At 36.6% G+C, this 19887-nt stretch carries 18 protein-coding genes and 2 riboswitches; of the genes, 9 read left to right on the forward strand and 9 right to left on the reverse strand.

Annotation, left to right across the window (positions count from 1 at the left end; translation table 11 throughout):
• Position 1 precedes the first annotated feature (1 nt).
• The 4 genes from mntP to pabB form a co-directional block, all read right to left on the reverse strand.
• Entirely contained in the window at positions 2-589 is a 588-nt protein-coding gene (gene mntP, locus GWJ01_RS18090) for a manganese efflux pump MntP (protein WP_006533102.1), read from the reverse strand.
• Positions 590-673: 84 nt separating this feature from the next.
• Positions 674-787: riboswitch (yybP-ykoY riboswitch) on the reverse strand.
• A 493-nt stretch (positions 788-1280) separates the two neighbouring features.
• Positions 1281-2642, reverse strand: a complete 1362-nt coding sequence (locus GWJ01_RS18095; protein ID WP_088495262.1) for an L-serine ammonia-lyase — start codon at positions 2640-2642, stop codon at positions 1281-1283.
• A gap of 184 nt (positions 2643-2826) precedes the next feature.
• Positions 2827-3390 (reverse strand): CoA pyrophosphatase, encoded by a 564-nt coding sequence (locus GWJ01_RS18100; RefSeq protein WP_023581869.1) that lies wholly within the window; start codon positions 3388-3390, stop codon positions 2827-2829.
• Positions 3377-4762, reverse strand: a complete 1386-nt coding sequence (gene pabB / locus GWJ01_RS18105; protein WP_161711421.1) for an aminodeoxychorismate synthase component 1 — start codon at positions 4760-4762, stop codon at positions 3377-3379. Before pabB ends, GWJ01_RS18100 begins: the two co-directional genes overlap by 14 nt.
• A gap of 112 nt (positions 4763-4874) precedes the next feature.
• Here pabB and GWJ01_RS18110 point away from each other — a divergent pair, with 112 nt between their 5' ends.
• Together GWJ01_RS18110 and yebF are read left to right on the forward strand one after the other, a co-directional pair.
• On the forward strand, positions 4875-5057 hold the full coding sequence (locus GWJ01_RS18110; RefSeq protein WP_069367593.1) for a YoaH family protein: 183 nt from the start codon (positions 4875-4877) through the stop codon (positions 5055-5057).
• Positions 5058-5153: 96 nt separating this feature from the next.
• Positions 5154-5543, forward strand: a complete 390-nt coding sequence (gene yebF / locus GWJ01_RS18115) for a protein YebF (protein WP_088495264.1) — start codon at positions 5154-5156, stop codon at positions 5541-5543.
• A gap of 103 nt (positions 5544-5646) precedes the next feature.
• Here the strand turns inward: yebF and GWJ01_RS18120 are convergent, their stop codons facing one another.
• On the reverse strand, positions 5647-5880 hold the full coding sequence (locus GWJ01_RS18120) for a DNA polymerase III subunit theta (protein ID WP_088495265.1): 234 nt from the start codon (positions 5878-5880) through the stop codon (positions 5647-5649).
• Positions 5881-7223: 1343 nt separating this feature from the next.
• On the opposite strand from GWJ01_RS18120, the gene GWJ01_RS18125 reads away from it, so the two are divergent.
• Both GWJ01_RS18125 and GWJ01_RS18130 read left to right on the forward strand, forming a co-directional pair.
• Positions 7224-8696, forward strand: coding sequence for an alanine/glycine:cation symporter family protein (locus tag GWJ01_RS18125; protein ID WP_161711422.1), 1473 nt, complete (start codon positions 7224-7226; stop codon positions 8694-8696).
• 99 nt (positions 8697-8795) lie between these two features.
• A complete protein-coding gene (locus tag GWJ01_RS18130; RefSeq protein WP_161711423.1) occupies positions 8796-9635 on the forward strand; it encodes an N-acetylmuramoyl-L-alanine amidase in 840 nt (279 codons plus the stop codon).
• Between the two features lie 109 nt (positions 9636-9744).
• Here GWJ01_RS18130 and brnQ read toward each other — a convergent pair whose 3' ends face one another.
• From brnQ to GWJ01_RS18145, 3 genes are all read right to left on the reverse strand, one after another.
• A complete protein-coding gene (gene brnQ / locus GWJ01_RS18135) occupies positions 9745-11091 on the reverse strand; it encodes a branched-chain amino acid transport system II carrier protein (RefSeq protein WP_161711424.1) in 1347 nt (448 codons plus the stop codon).
• 302 nt (positions 11092-11393) lie between these two features.
• Positions 11394-12200, reverse strand: a complete 807-nt coding sequence (gene yidA / locus GWJ01_RS18140; protein WP_161711425.1) for a sugar-phosphatase — start codon at positions 12198-12200, stop codon at positions 11394-11396.
• A 127-nt stretch (positions 12201-12327) separates the two neighbouring features.
• Positions 12328-12714: a helix-turn-helix domain-containing protein gene (locus GWJ01_RS18145; RefSeq protein ID WP_006533085.1), complete on the reverse strand. Its 387-nt coding sequence runs from the start codon at positions 12712-12714 to the stop codon at positions 12328-12330.
• A 360-nt stretch (positions 12715-13074) separates the two neighbouring features.
• Here GWJ01_RS18145 and mgrB point away from each other — a divergent pair, with 360 nt between their 5' ends.
• On the forward strand, positions 13075-13230 hold the full coding sequence (gene mgrB / locus GWJ01_RS18900; protein WP_226892284.1) for a PhoP/PhoQ regulator MgrB: 156 nt from the start codon (positions 13075-13077) through the stop codon (positions 13228-13230).
• 149 nt (positions 13231-13379) lie between these two features.
• Positions 13380-14762: an amino acid permease gene (locus GWJ01_RS18155; RefSeq protein ID WP_161711426.1), complete on the forward strand. Its 1383-nt coding sequence runs from the start codon at positions 13380-13382 to the stop codon at positions 14760-14762.
• A 117-nt stretch (positions 14763-14879) separates the two neighbouring features.
• Here GWJ01_RS18155 and pagP read toward each other — a convergent pair whose 3' ends face one another.
• Complete coding sequence (pagP, locus tag GWJ01_RS18160; protein ID WP_161711427.1) at positions 14880-15515, reverse strand: lipid IV(A) palmitoyltransferase PagP; 636 nt, start codon at positions 15513-15515, stop codon at positions 14880-14882.
• Between the two features lie 795 nt (positions 15516-16310).
• Positions 16311-16399, forward strand: a riboswitch (TPP riboswitch).
• 51 nt (positions 16400-16450) lie between these two features.
• Between pagP and thiD the strand changes: the two genes are divergently transcribed.
• The 3 genes from thiD (at position 16451) to GWJ01_RS18175 (ending at position 19874) form a co-directional block, all read left to right on the forward strand.
• The gene (gene thiD, locus GWJ01_RS18165) at positions 16451-17248 is read left to right on the forward strand and encodes a bifunctional hydroxymethylpyrimidine kinase/phosphomethylpyrimidine kinase (protein ID WP_161711428.1); all 798 of its coding nucleotides are present in this window, start codon (positions 16451-16453) and stop codon (positions 17246-17248) included.
• Positions 17249-17406: 158 nt separating this feature from the next.
• Positions 17407-19245: an AAA family ATPase gene (locus GWJ01_RS18170; protein ID WP_161711429.1), complete on the forward strand. Its 1839-nt coding sequence runs from the start codon at positions 17407-17409 to the stop codon at positions 19243-19245.
• Positions 19245-19874: a 4Fe-4S single cluster domain-containing protein gene (locus GWJ01_RS18175; protein WP_161711430.1), complete on the forward strand. Its 630-nt coding sequence runs from the start codon at positions 19245-19247 to the stop codon at positions 19872-19874. Before GWJ01_RS18170 ends, GWJ01_RS18175 begins: the two co-directional genes overlap by 1 nt.
• Positions 19875-19887: the final 13 nt, after the last annotated feature.

The raw sequence follows: 19887 nt of genomic DNA on the forward strand, positions 1-19887 counted from the left end.
ATTATTTGGCGTACATAAATAATTCTAGGTGTTCGAAGACAATATTAAAGCCGATTGCAATTAATACGATCCCACCAATAATTTCTGCTTTTTTTCCAAGCACTGGACCAATATAACGACCAATTAGCATACCTAGAGTTGCCATAATCATCGTCATCATACCAATTGTCATCGCGGTATGAACAATATTGACTTGAAGGAACGCTAAACCGACACCAATTGCCATTGCATCAAGGCTTGTTGCAATACCGGTTGCAATTAAAGACAGTGAGCCGTGGCGTTGTGGAGCATCTTCTTCACAAGGGCAATCATCACCACGTTTTAAGCTTTGGTAAATCATTCGGCTACCAAGAACAAACAATAATCCAAAAGCAACCCAATGATCCCATTGAATAATATATTGGCTAGTATATAAGCCTAGTGCCCAACCAATAACAGGGGTGCTGGCTTCAATAATACCGAATATAAATCCAGTGCGGAGTGCTTCACGAAAACGAGGTTTGTGTAATGTGGCACCTTTACAGACTGCGACAGCAAATGCGTCCATAGAAAGGGCAAGGGCGAGAATGATAGTAGCGTAGAAACTCATAATAAAGCCTCGGTTGGGGTATTTCCATATACACACAATTGACCCCCAACCAAAGAAGTACAATCATGTGTCTATGGTCTTGCCAACCGTATTACGGCATCTGCACCACGCTAGATGAAAATAAGCGAGTATGTTGATACAGATTTCTTAAAATAATGTTTTTTATTTTAAGACAGGCTACTCCCCAATGACTTGGTGCAGAAGATAACATATTATTTTCGAAAGGCAACATATTATTTATTATATTTCAAAGATGATATTGATAATAATTATCATTATTAAATTGAGTGGTTTTAAATATATTATTAATAATCACAAAATGTTAAAAAAATGATAAATTTCAATATGATGAATAATTAACCATATAATAAACAATGGGTTTTAATTATTTTTATAATAAGAAGTTAAATTTTTATAGAAATAAATACACCTGAGAATTATAAGCTCTATTTCTTAAAAAATTAAATGAATATTCAATGAGCCTATATTTAATGCGTATATTTAATGCTTATATTTAATATGGAAAAATAAGAAAGGTTTAAATTATAGAAAGATATATTACTTAATTTTAAATGTGTATTTTATGATTATTATCTTTAGTTATCTAAGGGTTAAGTGATGATTAAAAATAAAGTAGCCAAAATAAAAAAAGCCATTCAAAATGAATGGCTTTTCGTCTAAATAGTGCTAGTTAGTCACACTGTACTTTGATTGCAAGACCACCGCGTGATGTTTCACGATATTTAGCATTCATGTCTTTACCTGTTTCATACATGGTTTCAATGACTTTATCGAGAGAAACACGAGGTTCACTGGTACGGCGGATTGCCATACGTGCGGCATTAACAGCTTTAACTGAAGCAATAGCATTACGTTCAATACAAGGAACTTGAACTTGACCTGCAACTGGGTCACAAGTTAAACCAAGGTTGTGCTCCATACCGATTTCAGCAGCAATACAGACTTGCTCAGGGCTTCCACCTAATAATTCAGCAAGACCTGCAGCCGCCATTGAACAAGCTACGCCTACTTCGCCTTGGCAACCTACTTCAGCGCCTGAAATAGAAGCATTCATTTTGTAAAGAATACCAATTGCGCCAGATGCTAAGAAATAACGTAAGTAGGTTTCTGGTGTAACAGGTTCGATGCAACGATCGTAGTAAGCCAATACCGCAGGAACGATACCACATGCACCATTTGTTGGTGCTGTGACAACGCGTCCACCTGCTGCGTTTTCTTCATTAACTGCCAGTGCAAACATATTGATCAGATCAACAACTTTCATTGGATCGTTTGACAGGCTGTTGCTTGATGTTAATAAGCGATTTAATGCAGCTGCACGACGAGGTACACGTAATGGTCCCGGTAATACGCCTTCTGTATTTAAACCGTGTTCAATACACTCTTGCATTGTTTTATAAACATCAGCGAAATAAGCATTAATTTCTGCTTGAGTATGCAGATCTAGCTCATTTTTCATCATTAAACTAGAAATGGATAAACCCGTTTCTTTACAGTGCTTTAATAACTCTTCTGCACTTGCATAAGGGTATGAAACTGGCTTGCTATTTAATGTTGATTTACCGAAATTTTCTTCATCAACGATAAAACCACCACCAATAGAGTAGTAGGTTTTTCTATAGACTTCTTTGTCGCCTGCAAAAGCATGGATTGTCATACCGTTTTCATGTAATGACAGGTTGTCATTGCTGAAATGCATACTTTCTGCTGGGAAATCGACCACTTTTAGGCCGTTTGCTAATGATAGCTTGCCAGTTTCTTCAACTTCACGAATAAAACCGGGAATGCTGTCAATATCGACAGTAGCTGGTGCGTTACCTGCTAACCCCATAATAATTGCGATATCAGTATGGTGACCTTTGCCTGTCAAAGACAAGGAGCCGTAAACATCAACAGCTACGCGAGTGACAGACGCAATCAGTTCCTGGCTGACTAAATCATCGACAAATTCTTTACCCGCTTTCATTGGCCCTACGGTGTGAGAGCTAGATGGTCCGATGCCCACTTTAAACATGTCGAAAACGCTAATCACGTCAGACTCCTTAATAATAAGAGAGAGGGTTAAAAAGAATAAAATATAGTTATTTATAGTAAAGGGATCGTTTTTACGATTATATCGTCCCGTTAATGATGTAGTTTACAACATTTTTTTAAAATAGCTAAGTAGAGTTGTGAAGGCGGTGATAAAAAGCACAGGCTGAATATAAAATAGCGTATTAAGTGATATGCAAAGCGAGTCTATGTAAAATAGCGGCGGTTAATCCCCAGACAAGATGTCCATTATAGGGATAAAAGTAGATACGATGATTTTCACCAGCACGATGAAAATCTAGCGGTTGATAATGTTGGGCATTAAGTACATGACTTAATGGCATTTCAAAGATAGAGGCGACTTCAGCAGGATTATGACGCAAAGGTAAGCCCGCAGGAATAACGCCCACAATCGGGGTGACTAAATATCCGCTAGAACTTTGTAAAGGGGCTAACTGACCAATAACGGATACGGCATTAGGTGGAATAGCCACTTCTTCATGTGCTTCCCTTAGTGCAGTTGCAATAAGGTTGCTATCTTCAGGATCACGTTTACCGCCGGGTAAAGCGACTTGTCCTGCATGAGAGCGTAACGTTGATGCTCGCTCAGTTAATAATAATGTTGGGTTAGGTTTATTGATAATCGGCAGCAAGACGGCCGCCGATTTTTGGGCATGAAGAGGCTGATTTACCTTGTCATCAGGTAATGTGAGTTGAAAACGATTGATAAAAGTATCAATGGGTGTCATCGACAGTAGACTCACTTAAAACAGTTAATATTTGCCCAAGTTTATCGAATGTTTCTTGGTACTCTTTTTCAGCAACGCTATCAGCAACAATACCACCACCAGCCCAGCAGTAAATTTTATTTTTTTCAGTCAATAAAGTGCGGATGCTGATATTGGTGTCCATTGTGCCACAAAAACTGATATAACCAATTGCACCACAGTATCCATGACGACGATGAGGTTCAAGTTCTTCAATGATTTCCATTGCTCTGATTTTTGGCGCTCCTGTAATAGAACCACCGGGGAATGCTGCCCTTAATAAATCAGTCGCTGTTAAATGTGAAGGTAACTGCGCCGTGATCGTACTGACTAAATGATGTACCGCAGGGAAACGCTCAACAACAAATAATTCAGGTACTTTTACTGAGCCTGTTACTGCAACTTTGCCAATATCATTACGCATTAAATCAACAATCATTAAGTTTTCAGCGCGATCTTTACGAGAGTTTGCTAATAACTGTGCTTGTTCATCATCTTCTTCTGGCAATGCTTTACGAGGCAGAGTTCCCTTTATTGGGCGTGTTTCTATTTTATTATCAGCTAAATGAATAAAGCGTTCAGGTGAAACACTAATCACAAAATTGTTGGGTAAACACATAAAAGAAGAGAATGGTGCTTTATTTGCTTGATTCAGTGTCAAGAATGCATTCCATTCACTACCAGTATAATTTGCACAAAAACGTTGAGCTAAATTAACTTGATAGCAGTCACCCGAAAGTAAATATTGGTGTATTTTAGCAATTTTCTCGTTATATTCATCACTACTAATGTTTGATTGCCAATCGGTTGTTAACGTAAATGCGGTATCAATAGATGTGGATGTTTGTTTTTCTAACCACTGTAAGCGCTCATCAATATTGTGATAGCTAATTAAAGTGGCTTTTTTTAAATGGTGATCAACAATAAGTGCCCAATCATAAATACCAATCGCCATTTCTGCGAAATTAAGTTCATTTTTCGCTATTTCAGGCAAAGTTTCAAAACGGCGGCCTAAGTCATAACTCCAAATACCTAAAGCGCCTCCCAAGAAAGGCAACGATTCATTATGCTCTGGGTGGAAATTGAATTGTTCTAACGCAGTTTGAATAAGTGTGAACGGATCTTTTTTAGAGCGTTTCACCGCACCATTTTTTTCTTTGATGGTTGTTGTTTGTTTGCGTGTTTCCAAAGTTATAGCCGGATCGGAGACAACAATATCAAAACGGTTATGAGGATGTTCGGCAAAGCCAGAATGAAGTAAACTAGACCAAGGCAATGACGCAATAGGAGAAAATACCCGCAGTGCTAGATCAGGGGTATAAGTTAATTCACGTTGTTGTAATTGCATATCCATCTTATGACCATATAAACAAAATGTGTTGTATTATTCGCACAATAAATTGTAATCAAAAAGATTACATTCATGTAAATACAAAATAGACGTTAATAAAGATAAGAGTAACATTATGTTTCTAGGAATGCCTACATTAACACATGAAGAGCAACAAAAAGCAGTAGAAAAAATTCAATCTCTTATGGCTGAGGGAATGAGTAGCGGAGAGGCAATTCAGTTAGTCGCTCAAGAATTAAGAGAGAAACATACAACCCGTGAATCTGTATCCATCGTATTTGATGATGAGAATGAATAAAACAATTTTTTAACAAATGTCACAATTGTGTTATTAACCATATGCTATGCTTATTGAAAACACATCCTGTTTTAAAAGATATTTTCGGGAGGTTATATGAAATTAAGCAAGTTAGTTGGTCAAACAGGGATACTTGGAGCAGGTCTTTTACTTGCTGTTTCTTTTGGAGTATCTGCAGAAAGTATCGAAAAGGTTAATGACGATATTGTGCGTTCCGCTCCCTTTGCGAGTTGCGTTAATTTAGATAACAATCAACTTGTTACACGAGTAAAGAATGATTATTTACAGAATCGTCTACCTCGCTGGCAAGATGATAAGAATGCGTTAGGGTCAAAACCTGTTGCTAGTATCAATGCGAATGAAGTTATCAAGATGAATAATAACTATCAGATGGTATTGAATGTAAGAGGAGCAAGAACAGACCTTCGTTACAATGTTCAAGTCAATTGTGATGACAATACGATTACTTATGTTTCTCCTAAATAATTGATAGATGATAGTGAGTTGTCGTTAATCTATTGAAAGAAAAAGAGATAAACCTTGGTTTATCTCTTTTTTTTATCATTATTAAAGTCGTGCTGAGTGTTTGCTATTTTTTTACCGGAGGTTCATAAGGTAAACGAGAATAGTGTTGGCTTCTTGCACGATAAAATACTAGCCTTTCTTGAAAGAAGGCTTGAAAAGCTTGAGGTTGTTCTCTTAAAACAGCATCTGCTACAACGGGCATGTTATAGCGCTCTTTAAAAGCGACGCCTGAAGCAGCTAAACTTATATTTAGCTTATCTTTTTCTTCTTGTGTCAATTCTGAAAGGTTATAACCCATTATTTATCCCTCTGTAACGATATAAGTAAGGTAAAAGAGCATGCTTATTAATGCAAGCAAATAAAGATATTAGTCATTAATGTGCATTAAAAATGATGTACTTTATTTGGGTCAATTTTTAATCAAGGTAATTAAATATAACAATAAAATCTTATTCCTCTTTAATTGTTATACCACTTTGTGGGTAATTGAAATAAGGCGAATGATAAAAAAAATATTTTTAACCCTTATTAAATAGATTTTAAAATGGAGAAAAAAGCAGTTTACCTATGAAAAGAGTAAATAATATGAATGTTTAATTTGACTTAGATCAAAGAAAATAATGAAGGATTTTGCATTAAAAATAAGTAAATAATGTTAATTTATCAATTAAATATTTCATGTGTTTTCATTTTGTATTACTTGACAAGGGGTTATGGTAAGGTGCTGAAATATTGGGATAAAAAAATGCCCTGTTGGGGAAACAGGGCGAAAATTAATACAACACCAGGGAAAAACATAGTATAAATAAAATTAACCAAATGGTTAATAGGTAAACTTACGTGATTCTGCATTTTTTTATTAATATGAAATAAAGCGTTATTAAACTTTAATTAATGTTCAAAAAAGAAGAGAGTTATTAATGAATAGCAAGTGAATAAAAAAGAGAAGAGAAACTAATCAACAGTATTCTTAAAAATGTAAGATAACAAACCATGTTAGAATTAATACATTGGGGAAGTATGATAAAATAAGGATGCAAAGTTTGTTTTTTATCTTACCTTAATATCTTATTAATATTAAAGCATTTTATTAATGAGACAATATAAAATATTTATTGTTAATTGTTGTAAAAATCTTTATTTCTTAAATGTTAAATATCAAAATGTTAAATTAGATATTAAAAAAACACTTTAATTAATCACTTTAATAGTTCATTTAAATCTTATTTTAGATAAATAGAAAAGGTTATTAATTGATGTTTTTTTAATCTGTTTATTTTTTTCTAAAATGACTGATTAACTTAATGACTAAAGTATTTACTTTACTTTTTCGAGTTAATAAAATAAAGAAATAATTATTTATCCTAATGATATGTATGGTTTTTTTATTTTGCAATATTGTTTATTTTAGTTAACGAGATAATTAAAATAAAATAATAACATGTAAAAAAATAAACAAAAAATATACATATCACACAATGTTGTGTTACATTTAGTTCGCTTTTCACACAGTAATCTTTGATATTACTTTAAGACGGATTCGATTCAGTAATTGACTCAATTACACGATATCTGCTTACTTTTTTATTTCAATAGCGATGTAAGGATAGGTTATATACGTTATTATATAAGGGGATTAATTTGACAGGGCTAATAAACTTTGCGAATAACATTTTATGGGGATATGTTCTTATCTACTTACTTCTTGGAGTAGGTATTTACTTTACTATCCGTACTGGATTTATACAAATCCGACATTTTAGTCATATGTTCTCTATTTTAAAAAATAGCCACAAGTCAGATAAATCAGGGATCTCTTCCTTTCAGGCATTATGCACCAGTTTAGCTGCGCGCGTAGGTACTGGAAACTTGACGGGAGTCGCGATTGCTTTAACAGCGGGTGGCCCTGGCGCTATTTTTTGGATGTGGGTCGTTGCTTTAATAGGTATGGCGACATCATTAATAGAAAGTACGCTCGCGCAACTTTATAAAACAAAAGATGATGATGGCAATTACCGTGGTGGTCCTGCTTATTATATGACTAAAGGATTGAAAATGCGCTGGATGGGTGTTCTCTTCGCCATTTTCTTGATTATCGCCTTCGGTTTAGTTTTTAATGCTGTTCAAGCCAATTCTATTGCTCAAGCCACAGCTTCTGCCTTTAATTTTGATCCACTCTATGTGGGGATCTTTTTAGTACTAACCAGCGGATTTATTATCTTTGGTGGCTTGCGTTGGATTGCACGAGTTGCTGAGTTAGTTGTTCCTATTATGGCAACGGCTTATTTATTATTAGCATTTTGGGTTGTTGCAGATCATATTGAGCGCTTACCTGAAGTTTTCATTTTAATTTTTAAAAGTGCTTTTGGATTACAAGAAGCTGCCGCAGGTGCAATTGCTTACGGTATTAGCCAAGCGATGACACAAGGTATTCAGCGCGGTCTATTTTCTAATGAAGCAGGTATGGGATCGGCACCTAATGCTGCGGCATCAGCTACACCTTATCCACCACATCCAGCATCTCAAGGCTATATTCAAATGCTAGGTGTTTTTATGGATACCTTAGTTATTTGTAGTGCTACTGCGGTGATCATTTTATCATCAGGCGTACTCGATAGTTATCCTGAAGGTATTAACGGGATTCAATTAACCCAATTGGCATTGTCATCGAGTGTGGGAGGTTGGGGAAGTACCTTTATTGCGATTGCCATTTTCTTCTTCGCTTTTACCTCTATTATTGCTAATTATGCTTATGCTGAAAGTAATATGATTTTTCTTGGGCGCAATCACACAACAGGGCTGTTTCTTTTACGTTCAGCGGCTTTAGCAATGGTGATGTTTGGCGCTTTAGCGGATATGCCTCTTGTTTGGAAAATGGCCGATCTCTCAATGGGATTAATGGCAATGACTAATTTAATCGCAATCATCTTGCTTTCTGGTGTCGCCTTAAAATTAGTTAAAGATTATAACCAGCAACGACAAGCCGGTTTACTGCCTACATTTGATATTCGCCAATATCCAGAGTTGCAAGATGATATTGAAGAAGGAATTTGGGATGAGAATATTATTCCTGATGAGCCTTTAGTTCGATGTGAAAAAGTGGGCAATAACTAAAGCAATAATAAAAAAGCGTCAAAACACAAAACCCATATTCTTTAATATGGGTTTTTTTATTACAATTTAACTTTGGGAATATTAAATCAAGGATCAGAAATGAGATCTAGTCGGTATTACATAGGATTACTTATTGCAATAAGCCTCTTAACCAGTTGTGCCAAGCAACCAGAATTTATTGATAGAGGTGAATATATAGTTAAAGTTATTCCTAATAAGCAGGAAGCTAATGACTGTGTAAAATATTTAGTGATGCACTATACCGCGCTAGATGATGAACGCTCACTTAAGGTTCTTACTGGGGGACGAGTTAGCAGCCATTATTTGATCCCCACACATCCTTCATCTATTGACGGAAAACCAGTGATCACTTCATTAGTGGATGAAAGACAAATCGCATGGCATGCAGGCATTAGTCAGTGGGGAGATGCAACTAGCCTAAATAATTGCTCTATTGGCATTGAGATAGTCAATCTGGGTTACCGTGATAATGGTAAGTTTAGGTATTGGTATTCTTATACCGCAGATCAAATCGTGACTATGTCAGTCGTGATGAAAGATATTATTGAACGTTATGATATCGAACCTCAAAACGTTTTAGGTCACAGCGATATCGCACCTCAAAGAAAAGTTGATCCGGGACCTTTATTCCCTTGGGAAAGATTAGCAAATCAAGGAATAGGTGCTTGGCCTGATAAGGAATTAGTGCAAACTTATTTAGCGGGTAGAGATCCTTCAGAGCCGGTTGATGTGGCAAATTTCCAAAAGTTATTACAGCAATATGGTTATCAAACACCAACAAATGGTGTGTTAGATAATAAAGCACTAAAAGTGGTAAAAGCTTTCCAAATGCATTTTAGATCAACGAAAGCCAATGGCATCCCTGATGCTCAATCAGAAGCGATTTTAAGGGCATTGATTGAGAAATACCGAACTTAAAATATCCTGTGATAAGTAGACAATAAAAAAGCGTCTCCAATATAAAATTTGGCAGACGCTTTTTTTATCAACTTACAATCAGTATTAGAAATTAGGTGTTATATGTTGATTATTTTGCTGTATTTCCTACTGGAAGGTTTTCTTCTTTAAGGTTTAAGCTAACAACCAGCGAAATTACGAATGCAATCACACCTGGTAATACCCAACCTAAACCATAATCAGAAAGCGGGATATAGCTAAATAATTGTAGTAAATCAGCATTTAACCATTTCAATTGTTTCAATGTATCGAAAAGACTCATTAAGACAATGATTGCAATGGTAAAGCGATAGGTAAAGCGGGGTGCTTTTAATTTATTACGAATAAATTGTAGTAATACCAATGTGACTGATGTTGGATAAATCATTAATAATGCAGGAATAGTCACTCGTAATAATGTATCAAGACCAAAAGTTGATACGATTGTGGTCATTAATGTAAATACCACAACCCAGAAACGATAACCTAAGCGATGATGGAATGTCGCAAAGTAGTCTGCAGCGGCACTTGTTACACCCACAAGTGTTGTCATACTGGCTAATAAAACAATACCACCCATCAGCCAAGTACCCACAGAGCCAAATAATGCATCAACATAACGTGAGAAAATTTGACCACCGTTAGTGGCATTAAGAGCAGGATCAGCAAAGACAGAAACAGAGTGGCTTGTCGCACCTAAGTAGAAAAGGCACAGATAAAGCGCGGCTAACAGTAAAACTGAAATCATGCCGGCTTTTACGGTAATAAAACCGATCTGACGCGGTTCAGTAATACCTTTGGTATATAAAGCACGAGCCACGATACCACCAAACGCCATAGCAGAAAGGACATCCATGGTTTGGTAGCCATCAATAAAGCCAGAGAAGAAACCATTAACAGCATAAAGACCTGTTGGCTCACCAATTGGGGAAATCGGTTTAGCCACAACAGCAATACCTACAACCACCAGCAGGACTAACAGTGCCGGAGTCATAAACTTACCAATGGCGCTGATCATGGTGCCTTGTTTTAGCATGAAGAACATACTAGTGATATTGAAAATAAGTGCAAAAGTAAGGTGTGTTACCGTATTTTTCTCAATAAGCCCTAAAGGTAAGAAACCCATTTCATAAGCGGTATTGGTGACACGAGGCATTGCAAAAGTAGAGCCTACGATAAGATACAGTGCTACCCAGAAAATAACGGCAACCCATGAAGGCAAATCAACAGAAAGACGCTCACCACGCCCGCGAATTGCAACAATAACTAAGGTTAGGAAAGGGAGTAAGACACCAGTAACAAGGAAACCTAAAGATGTACTAAACCAGAGGTTTCCTGATTGAAAACCCGCCATAGGGGGGAAAATAATATTGCCAGCGCCAAGGAATAGTGCAAAAACCATCATTCCAAGAACGAGCATATCTTTTGTAGAAAGCATAACTTAAACTACCTGTCTGTGAAGAAAATATATAAATGATTTATATTTGTTATTCTACATCTAGCTTAATTAACAGCTTAATATGTTGTGAAAATGCAGTTTGAATAACGAAAAGTGAATTGATAGTAACAAATTCTGAAGGATATGTAAGAAGAAAGGCAGATTTAACGCTCATTTAACAGCAATTATAGAATAATAAAAGGCTATGTTTTTGGTCGAAAAGCAGTGTGATCCTCTGCTAAGGATCACAATTGCTATATAATTTTGTAGACATTCACGATAAAACACAAAAAAGATCGTGTTTAAATAAATTTATTGATAGCGACTGCAACACCGTGCTCTTCATTAGAAAGTGTGACGAATTTGGCGACTTTCTTCACTTCTTCAGGGGCATTTCCCATCGCAACACCTAAACCAGCATATTTTAGCATTGCTAAATCATTACCTTGATCACCAATACACATGATTTTTTCTGGTGTAATTTTTAAATGTTCAGCCACTTTTTGAACCGCACTCCCTTTATTAACATTGGTGTTCAACACTTCAATAAAATAAGGAGCACTACGTAATATGCTATATTGCTCATAAATATTAGTAGGAAGATATTGAATGGCATTATCTAAAACAGCAGGTGCATCAACAATCATAAACTTACTAAAATACATATCCGTTTGCATTTCATTCAGTGGACGATAATAAAGCGGTGTCCAAGATAAAAAGGCTTCTTGGCAGGTGAAATGGCTAATATGACTATTGGTGGTATAAATCTTATTGTCACTAATAACGTGAAAATGGACGCCTATTTCACGAGCAAGGCTTTCAAAATAGAGGTAATCCTCGAAATTGAGCAGATCTTGAATAATAACCTCACCGTTATCTGCTTGATGGATTTGGCTACCATTATTGCTGATACAGTAACAATCAGAGGTATCAAGACCGAGTGTTTTTAAATAAGGAGAGATGCCATTAAAGGAGCGTCCTGAAGCTAATACAATCTTAACTCCAGCCTCTTTTGCTCGCTGAACTGCTTGTTTTACTTCAGGCGTAATTTCGTGTTGTTTGTTGAGCAAGGTTCCATCTAAATCAATAGCGATAAGCTTAATACTCATTAGCATCCCCATATTAAATAAAAGCAATCATGATAAAGGAAGGGCGAAGCGGTCTATCATCACATAGCTTGAGTATTATTTATGTGACATTAAAGGCTATCTGCATAATGCCACATAAATGGAAGGGTTAATCACAACAAGGTGATTGTAAATGTAAAGGCTGTTTGGTTTCTAAAACGATCTCTTGATTTTGCCGAAAATCGAAAGGCGTGATGCCATACTCTTTACGGAACATATAAGTAAAGTGAGATTGTGAACCAAAGCCGAAATCAAGGGCGATATCGAAGATAGAGCGCTCACTGGTACGTAATAAATGAATAGCGCCAGCTAATCTACGCTGACGGATATACTTTCCTAAAGAGGTGCCTGTGACTTCTTTAAAGATTTTCTGCATGTGCCAAAGAGAATACCCAGAATAAGCCGCCAACTCTTCAAGATGGATAACACGGCCTAAATGCTCCTCAATCCATTTACTTAGCGCGCAAACCAATGCGAGATGATTATCTTGTGGCATTACAGTTCCATTCTATCAATGAAGTTAAGGTAAAAATCAAAATTAACTCCCTAATCTTATACAAAAAATGGCAGACAGAGAAATCCATATTAATGGATAGCTATCTCTAAATCGTTGGCAAAATGTGTAATTAAATAATATAAGGTCATTTTACATACAGTTTAGAGCGAAATAATGCAAATTATCTGAAGTCTGTCGAGGAAGCGTTTACCTTTCATAATGAAAGTTATGCTAAATTTACTCATAGAGATAATTGATTGCGGATTTTATAACAACAACTCCCTGTCTTGTTATCGTATTTAAGCGAATGCTTATAATGTGATAAGTCATACTAACAAAATGTATTTAAAGGATTTTAAATTGAACGCAAAGAAAATAATTATTAGCTTAATTATTGCATTAGCCATTACCTTTGGCCTCTATCTTGTGGCTTTAGATAATTTTTGCGATCGTGGAGAGGATTTCCAACAAGGTCTTTGTCGCTTTACCACATTATTCCCCTCTAAACATCACTAAAAGATAGCTTTTCTTATTATTTTTCGCCTAGCATAAAATGTATTTGTTATTCAAGTCAGAATAGTGTTTTAATGGTGGCTTGAAATAAACAAAATCGTAAATATTAGTTTACACGTTAAGTTGATAAAATAATAAAGAGAAGAGGATGTATGGCGAGAGAGTCGCAACAGACAGAACTTAAGCGCGGTCTGAAAAATCGACATATCCAGCTAATTGCGCTGGGTGGTGCTGTCGGCGCTGGTCTGTTTCTTGGTATAGCGCAAACAATTAATATGACAGGTCCATCAGTTATCTTAGGATATGCTATTGGTGGTTTTATTGCGTTTATGATCATGCGCCAATTAGGCGAAATGGTTGCCGAAGAGCCAGTTGCGGGTTCGTTTAGTCACTTTGCTAATAAATATTGGAGCCCATTTGCAGGCTTCTTATCTGGCTGGAACTACTGGGTGATGTTTATTCTTGTCGGCATGGCAGAATTAACCGCAGCAGGTAAATATATTAACTATTGGTTACCTGATATTCCTGTTTGGGTTTCTGTTGCTATCTTCTTTGTGGCAATCAACTTAATTAATCTGATTAACGTGAAAATGTATGGTGAAACAGAGTTCTGGTTTGCCATTATTAAAGTATTGGCGATTGTCGGGATGATTTTGTTTGGAAGCTACTTACTGGCGAGTGGTAATGGTGGCCCTCAAGCTTCTGTCAGTAATTTATGGGAGTTAGGCTTTTTCCCTCATGGTTTTACGGGCTTTATGTCTGCATTAGCCATTGTAATGTTCTCTTTTGGTGGACTTGAGCTGGTGGGGATCACCGCTGCTGAAGCTGAAAATCCAAAAGTCAGTATCCCGAAGGCGACTAACCAAGTTGTTTATCGTATTTTAATTTTCTATATCGGTTCGCTATTAGTGTTACTTTCACTTTATCCTTGGACTCAAGTTGTTAAAGGTGAAAGCCCATTCGTTCTGATTTTCCATAACTTGGATAATTTCCTAATCGCGAATATTTTAAATGCGGTGGTATTAACAGCGGCACTGTCTGTTTATAACAGTGGTGTTTATTCTAATAGTCGCATGCTTTATGGTTTGGCTAAACAGGGTAATGCACCGCATGCACTCTCTCGTATTAATAAACGTGGTGTGCCAGTCGTGTCGTTACTGTTATCTGCAATTGCGACTTCATTGGGTATTTTAGTTAACTACTTATTACCTGATCAGGCATTAGAGCTATTAATGGCATTGGTTGTAACCACGTTAGTGCTTAACTGGATTATGATCTGTTTGGCGAATTTAAAATTCAGAGCCGCAAAAAACAAAGAGGGTGTAGAGCCTTTCTTTAAAGCACTTTGGTATCCATATGGTAACTATATCTGCCTTGCTTTCTTATGCATGATTTTAGTGATTATTTTATTTATGCCACAAGTGAATATTTCGGTGATTTTAATGCCATTCTGGATTGCATTCTTATGGGTTGGATTTAAGATTTCCCGTATGAAGAAAGCACCTAATAGTACTCAAGCAAGCCAAGATATTTAAGTTATTACAGATTGATTGAGTCATTTTGCTGAATAAGAAAAACGCATCTAAATGATGCGTTTTTTTATGTTCTATTTTTATTGCTTACACTTATTCTGATAGACAAAAATAAGGAAACTACTGCCAACGTAACCAAGCAAATAACACGTTGCCGTTGTTATAAGTTCCTGGTACATAGGTTGCTTGTAGTGAAAGATGCCCGTAGCCGACAGAAACTAACGGTAAAGGAAGTGGCATAGGAATATAGTTGTATTCATGGCGCGCTGTAATGCTTAGCGTAAATCCTGCCCCCATACGGAACCCGTCTTTATCGCCGGGATACCACATTTTCTCAAAACCATAGCCCATAATAGGTTGTACTCGGTTATTTGAGTCCATAAATGCCATCGCATAAAGAGAGTGCCAATCACCGTCATTGTCATAACGATATTTACCCATACCAAAACCCCAAGGTGTTTCGTTATAGCGATTAGTTTTTTCTCTATCGTAAGTAAAACGGTTATGCCAAGTCCATACTGGTAAATAGTAATTATATTGGTCGTTATCCCAAGTTTGATTGACATTACGCTTAAATTTTCCCCAGTAGCTCTCTTCATTATTAAATTGAGATGCATTACTGGTGACTTGTTGGTTTTCTGTCGTAATAGTCTGATGGGTATTTGTATTATTTTCAGAAGCGAAAGCAGTTGTTGTTAACGCAAGCGAAAACAACGTGGTTGCTAATACGCTAGAGTGAAAATAGGATGATGACATAATATAACTCCGAGTACGGCATAAACAGTGATTCTGGTGATGACAAATAAACATTACTAATAGTGTTATTTAATCGACAAGTATTTAAGATAAGAGGTATCTGAAACTTTACTTCTTAAATAAAATCTTAAGGGATTAGAATCGGTTAAGAAGAAAATAAATAGATTTATTGTACTTATGAACGTAATTTTGTCTGATATTAAATGCTGTTATTCTTTATGATAATGTATTGTTTTTAATAAAAAATTAAGTTTTTATTAGATTTTAAATAAATAACTAATAAATAAGGCCTGTAAGATATAATTTAGGCTTAGTCATCTTCAACAGAAAAAATCCACAAAATATCTATTTTTATGACTTAATTGAAATATTGATATCAACTTGAGATAAATTTAATATTAATAACATCAACTTATCAAAAGAGATTAATTTCCAGCAGGATAATAGAGTAATGAATAAGAAGAGTTAAATAAAAAAAAGAAAAATTCTTTGTTGGTTTATAAATCGTTTAAGTGGTGAGCGTTTTATTTAGTAAGGTGTCGGTTTTTTGTGCAGATTATCCTAAAGCAAAAACGTGCGAATAATGTTTATTCACATATTTTCAGGAAATATATTCCTTAAATTGATGTGTCATGCAATACAAGCCATCAGCTTAGTATTTATTATATACAACCTGAGCTGATTTATCTTACTGAATAACAAGCCTCAAAAGTAGAGAGTTAATAAATCGTGATTAGCTATCAAACTAGCATCTTTATCTTGAGCGTGCGATACTCCTTATCGCCTGAATTTACAGGCTTTGGCTCGGGGCGCCTTATGGCTGAGATGAACCCGTATAACCTGATCTGGATAATGCCAGCGTAGGGAAGTCAAGGTAACTCTGCTGATTAACAGAGCCCGACTTTTCTGTAACTGGTGAAAGGAGGAGTTAATCAGTGAGATTCAATGCATTGTCTATCGCAGGCACCGATCCTAGTGGTGGTGCAGGTATTCAGGCTGATCTGAAAACATTTTCCGCACTGGGTGTTTATGGCACGACAGTAATGACAGCACTTGTTGCTCAAAATACCTGTGGTGTCCGTCGTGTTTATGATTTATCCCCCGATTTTGTTGCCGCTCAATTAGATGCTGTCTTGTCTGATGTTCGCATTGATAGTGCCAAAATTGGTATGCTCTCTAATGCCGCGATTATTGATGTGGTTTGTAACAAACTTCAGCAATATGCCATTCCTTTTGTTGTACTTGATACCGTAATGATTGCAAAAAGTGGTGATCCGCTATTGCAGCCTGATGCCGTTAATAAAATGGTTAATCAGCTTTTGCCTTTGGTTGATTTGATCACGCCTAATTTACCTGAAGCGGCCGCACTGCTAGGTTGTGAGGTCGCTAAAGATGAAATAACGATGAAACAACAAGGTTATGCATTACTAAAACAAGGATGCAAAGCGGTGTTGATGAAAGGGGGGCATTTAACTAAAAATGAAAGCCCTGATTGGTTATTTACTCAAGATGGCGAGTGGCGATTTACTTCAAAACGCGTTAATACAAAAAATACCCACGGTACAGGATGTACTCTTTCAGCCGCTTTAGCGGCTATTCGTCCTCAAGTTTCTGATTGGCAAACTTGTGTTGAACAAGCAAAAGCCTATTTACAACAAGCGCTAGAACATGCCGATAGTTTAGAAGTTGGACAAGGCTTCGGCCCTGTACATCATTTTCATCGCTGGTGGTAATGTGGCTTACAACAACACTTATTTTAAATAGAGTCTTTATGGCTCTATTTTCATTTTTATGATCAAACTCTCTAGATAATTAACACTGTCCTCAATATAAACAGCCTGTATATTGAGGAACTAAGGTAAGATATATTTTATTTTCATTAAGGGATGATATGAATACTGCTTTTCAAAAACCACGCTGGTTACGTGATTTACTTCGCTTTATTCCATTGAAAAGCCAGTTTGTGTTATTTGGTAATGTACGCGACTTACAAGCCAGTGAAATTGCGCCCAATATAATAACACCACTGCCTTTTAACCAGACACTTTATAACAGTTTGTATGAAGTGGGTTACGTTCATATCATCACTTACACGCCGTTAACGGGTTTTCAATGGGTAGCTAATCCTACGCAATCTTTACAAGATGGCGCAATGTTAATGCAACAATTAGGATTAACAGTTACGGGCGATCGCGCATCAGGCAATATCGACAGTTTAAATAGCGTATTAGAAAAATGGCAAACAATAACAGGTCAGCCGATTGCGTTATGTATCGATTTCGCCTCTTGCTTGCTTTCTCATCGTGATAATCTTACGCCTGCCGAACATAGCTTATTTACACGAGCATTAGTGACTTCTCATCAAGCTAAAGCAAGACCCGCCGGCGAACATAATCAACCTTTCTTTAATAGCGTTTTTTGGGTAGTGGAAAAAGAGACTGATTTACCGGATTGGTTTACCGTTAATAATCCTCGAATTCGCGCCATTCCTGTTGCAAAACCCGATAGCCAGATCCGCAGAGCGCTAGCACCTAATTTATTGGTGTCATTGGCAGGATTTTCATCGCTTATTGAGAGTGAAAAAGAGTCACTTCTTAATGATTTTATTGATGAAACAGAGGGGCTATTACTGCTGGATTTAGTCGCGATAGTGCAATTAGCGCGTATCGAAGAAGTGGAAATAACGCGAATTAGTGATGCGGTAAGACGTTACAAAGTCGGTATTACGGAAGATCCTTGGCAAAAAATCGATAAACAAAAAATTCGTAACGCACCACAAGTTATACAACGTCGTGTTAAAGGGCAACAACATGCTGTCATGCATTTATTAGATATTATTAAGCGTGCAATGACGGGTGTCGGTAGCAATAAAGGCGGAAGACCTCGGGGCGTGCTATTTTTAGCAGGACCAACGGGTGTAGGTAAAACTGAGTTAGCGAAAACGGTGACACAACTGCTGTTTGGTGATGAAAGTGCTTATATTCGTTTTGATATGTCTGAATTTAGTGCCGAACATGCAGATCAACGTTTAATTGGTGCGCCTCCAGGTTATGTCGGTTATGACTCTGGTGGTGAATTAACCAATGCTATTCGTGAAAAACCTTTTAGTGTTGTGTTATTTGATGAAATAGAAAAAGCACATCCTCATTTAATGGATAAATTCCTACAAATTATTGATGATGGGGTATTAACCTCTGGGCGTGGTGATCGCGTCTATTTTTCTGAAGCTTTAATTATATTCACCTCAAACCTTGGAATTTATCGCGTTGATAATAATGGTGAAAGAGTGGCGAATGTTCTGCCTCATGAACCGTTTGAAAATGTCAGCCGTAAAGTAAAAAGTGAAATAGAGCGTCATTTTAAATTAGTTTTAAATCGACCAGAATTATTAAACCGTATAGGTGAAAACATTATCGTTTTTGATTTTATTCGAGAAGATGTCGCAGAGCAGATATTTGAACAAATGGTAGCAAATATCTTATCTAGCCTTGATAAACAATCGCTTACATTGTCGATATCAGAGGCGGCTAAATCAACGTTAAAATCCTACTGTTTATCTGATTTATCAAATGGTGGCCGTGGTATTCGTAACCAATTAGAGGTTTATTTAATTAACCCGCTCTCAAGGGCTATTTTTGACAGTGATTTAGCAGTAGGAAAAGCCTATCAAATTGCGGATATTCAAATAGGTGAAATGACCAATATTATTTTGGTGCCACAGGCAAATTAATGCAGATCAGTTTATCTCGGATTCACTTTCCAGTGACAACATTAGGGCCAGGAAAACGAATTGGTATCTGGTTTCAAGGATGCTCTTTACGCTGTAAAGGCTGTTTATCACCAGATACATGGGAAAGCAAAGCCGAAAGCTCCTCAGTTGATGCACTTATTCAACAAATTCAACCTTGGTTTGCATTTGCTGATGGTATTACGATTTCGGGTGGTGAACCTTTTGAACAGCCAGAGGCGCTTTATGCGTTATTAATCGCGCTACGTCAGCAATTCACAGGGGATATTTTTATTTACAGTGGTTATCACTGGGATGAGATAGAACCTCAAGTCACTAAAATGTCAGGCTTAATTGATGCGTTGATGAGTGGTCGATATCAAGTGGAAACCACGCAAAGTTTGATGTTACGAGGCAGTGATAATCAGCAACTTCATTGCTTAACAGCGATGGGGCGTGCGCGTTTTAGTGCCTTTGATAGAAGCGTGACCGAAGAAGATAAAGTGCTTGATCTCTCAATGGATAACCAAGGACGTATTTACCTTACAGGTATTCCTCAAAAGGGCGATATGGCTCGTTTGCGTGAAGTATTAGCACAACAAGATATTCAGTTAAAACAGATAAAAAGATAAGAGAGATGGAATA

This window comes from Proteus sp. G2618 (assembly GCF_009915995.1).
In the GTDB taxonomy this organism is placed as follows: domain Bacteria; phylum Pseudomonadota; class Gammaproteobacteria; order Enterobacterales; family Enterobacteriaceae; genus Proteus; species Proteus terrae.